Below are 2665 nucleotides of genomic sequence, written 5' to 3'. Positions count from 1 at the left end.
GACCAGTTCGGTGTCCGCGCGCAGCGCGGTGGCGGTGCGCGCCAGCGCCTCGGCCACGCCACCGCCGAGCACCTCTTCCAGCAACGGCAGGACCTCATGGCGCAGCCGGGTCCGGGTGAAACGGCGGTCGGTGTTGTGCGGGTCCTGCCAGGCGGTCAGGCCCAGCTCCGCGCACGCGGCGTGCGTCACGCTGCGCCGGACACTAAGCAACGGTCGACACCACGGCGGGTCGTAGGGGCGCATTCCGGCGATCGATCGAGCTCCCGAACCGCGTCCCAGCCCGAGCAACACTGTCTCGGCCTGGTCGTCGAGGGTATGGGCCAACAGCACCGGACGATCGCGACGAGCCGCCTCCAGCGCGCGGTAGCGAGCATTGCGCGCGGCGCCCTCCGGACCGCCATCGCCGCTTACCTGTACGCAAAACACTTGTGCCTCAACGCATCCCAATTCCTTGGCTTGGCGTTGCGCAGTGGCGGCCACCGCCGCCGAGCCGGCTTGCAGACCATGGTCCACGATCAGCGCGGTGGTCGGCAGCAGGCCGGCCGCAACGGCGGTGAGCGCCAACGAGTCCGGGCCCCCGGACAGCGCCACACACCAGCGGTCGGCGGTGGTGAGATATTCCTTGGCGAACGCCGCCACAGCCGAGCGGAGTTCGGCTACAGCACCCGGTCGATCCATCGTTGCGGGTGTTCGATCTCAGCGGGCCGGGGCAGGGTGTCCGGACCGGTCCAGACGGTGTTGAACCGCTCCATCCCGACGCGGCCCACCACATGGTCGACGAACGCCTTGCCCCGGGTGTATTGGCTCAGTTTGGCGTCGATACCCAGTAATGCGCGAAGCAGCCGTTGCAGCGGAGGTTGCTTGCGGTGACGACGCTCGTCGAAGCGGCGCCTAATGGTTGCGACCGACGGAACCACCACGGGCCCAACGGCATCCATCACGTGATCGGCGTGGCCCTCCAAAAGTGTGCCGAGCACCAGCAGTTGATCCAGGGCTTCACGTTGCGGTGCGGATTGCACCGCACGCAGCAATCCAAGCACTCCCGTCGAGTGCGCGTCGGTGCCGGCTGGTGACGAGTCGCCGCGGCCGCGGACAAAGTCCGCCAGTCGGCTCACCACCTGAGCCACGTCTTCGCCGCTCTCCTGAGTCAATACACCCAGCGCTTGCGACATGTATTGGGACAGCCACGGATTGGCGGTGAACTGCACCCGATGTGTGACCTCATGCAGGCACACCCACAACCGGAAATCAGACGGCTCCACCCGCAATTGCCGTTCCACCGCGATGACATTGGGATAGACCAACAGCAGACACCCGCCGTCGTTGAACGGGTCGTACTGGCCAAGAATCCCCGATGCAACGAACGCCAGCACGGCACCGGTTTGCGCGCCCGTGACGCGACCGGAGACCATGCTCCGCGGCTTGTCGGTGCCGCCGGTCATCACCCGCATCGACTCAGCAGCCGCCTGGACCCACCCCGGCCGGTCGACAATGCGAGCCTCGGGAACCGCGCCGTTGGTCTGCAGACCCGTCACCTCGCGGACCGGCGGTTCAGCCGCCTTGGCTGCGGCAGCCAGGTTTTCGATCACCTGGCGACGGGTGTAGTCGGTGGACGGCGGGCCGGGACGGGCCAGAAACTGGCCGACCGTCGCTGCGAATCCCCAGTCGACAGCCCGCCCGACGGTCAATTCCGCCGACGCGGTCATGTCGCGCACCCGCACGACCACAGAGTGGCCGCCACCGCGTCGATCGCCGTGCGGCCGGTGGGGCCGGCGTCGTTGGAGATCAGCGCGAAGGTCAACACCCGTCCACTGCGGTCGGTCACCACACCAGCTAACGCGTTCGTGGCAGTCAGCGAACCGGTTTTGGCCCGCAACCACCCAGCAGGCCCGGCGGTGGCGGCCGGGTCCAGGAATCGATCGGACAGTGTTCCGCTGCCACCGGCGATCGGCAGCAGATCCAACAGCGGCCGCAGCGCAGGCTGATCGGGCCCGGCCGCCGCTTGCACCACAGCATCGAGGGTCTTGGCGGTGAGGCGGTCCTCGACCGACAAGCCGCTGGAGTCCTGCAACGTCGCGCCGCCGGTGTCGACGTGCGCGGTGTTCAATCGGTTGGTCACTGCGTCCACGGCGCCGGTGAAACTCAGCGACCGCTGCATTGACGCCGCCACCTCACGGGCGATGCATTCGGCCATCACGTTGTCGGAGATGCTCATCATCTCGTTCAGCCGCTCGATCAGGGGAGCCGACCGGACCGCGGCCAGCTGTCGCGCGCCGGAGGATGCGGGATGGCGGGCGATGGTCACCTGCTGCGGGTCAACGCCGAGCGCGGCGGCCAGCGCGTGTCCCGCGTCCAGGGCTGGGGTCACCGACCGGCGGGACTGGTCGGTCGCCGGCTGGATACGTCCGGCGTCGAGCATGACCGATTCGATCGGCGCGATGTCGCCGCCCTCGATATCGGCCGGATCCCAACCGGGCGCCATGGTCGGGCCGCTGAACAGCGAGGTGTCCACCTGCACCGACGTGGGTGTCACTCCGCTTCGACGGACCTGATCGGCGAGGTCGCTGATTCTGGCCGCTCCGTGATACCAGGTGTCCTGGCCGGGCGGAGCCGCGGACAACGTCGGGTCGCCGCCGCCCACCAGCACGATGGTGCCGGGCTGGTC

At 68.5% G+C, this 2665-nt stretch carries 3 protein-coding genes; all 3 read right to left on the bottom strand.

All coding sequences use genetic code 11. The annotated features are described in order from the left end of the window. Positions 1-678, bottom strand: a 678-nt coding sequence (gene tilS, locus WB785_RS16855; protein ID WP_424080453.1) for a tRNA lysidine(34) synthetase TilS, incomplete at its 3' end; no start/stop codon positions are given. Beyond that, positions 657-1706, bottom strand: a complete 1050-nt coding sequence (locus WB785_RS16850; protein ID WP_424080454.1) for a zinc-dependent metalloprotease — start codon at positions 1704-1706, stop codon at positions 657-659. The genes WB785_RS16850 and tilS, both read right to left, overlap by 22 nt. Then, the coding region (dacB, locus tag WB785_RS16845; RefSeq protein ID WP_424080452.1) for a D-alanyl-D-alanine carboxypeptidase/D-alanyl-D-alanine endopeptidase at positions 1703-2665 on the bottom strand (963 nt) is incomplete at its 5' end. The genes dacB and WB785_RS16850, both read right to left, overlap by 4 nt.

Origin of the sequence: Mycobacterium sp. (assembly GCF_049585075.1) — a bacterium.
Taxonomy (GTDB): domain Bacteria; phylum Actinomycetota; class Actinomycetes; order Mycobacteriales; family Mycobacteriaceae; genus Mycobacterium.
This window is presented reverse-complemented; position numbering and strand designations above follow the sequence as displayed.

Coding starts and splice junctions, on each gene's coding strand:
- WB785_RS16850 (WP_424080454.1), bottom strand. CDS start 1,706: ATGACCGCGTCGGCGGAATTGACCGTCGGGCGGGCTGTCGACTGGGGA.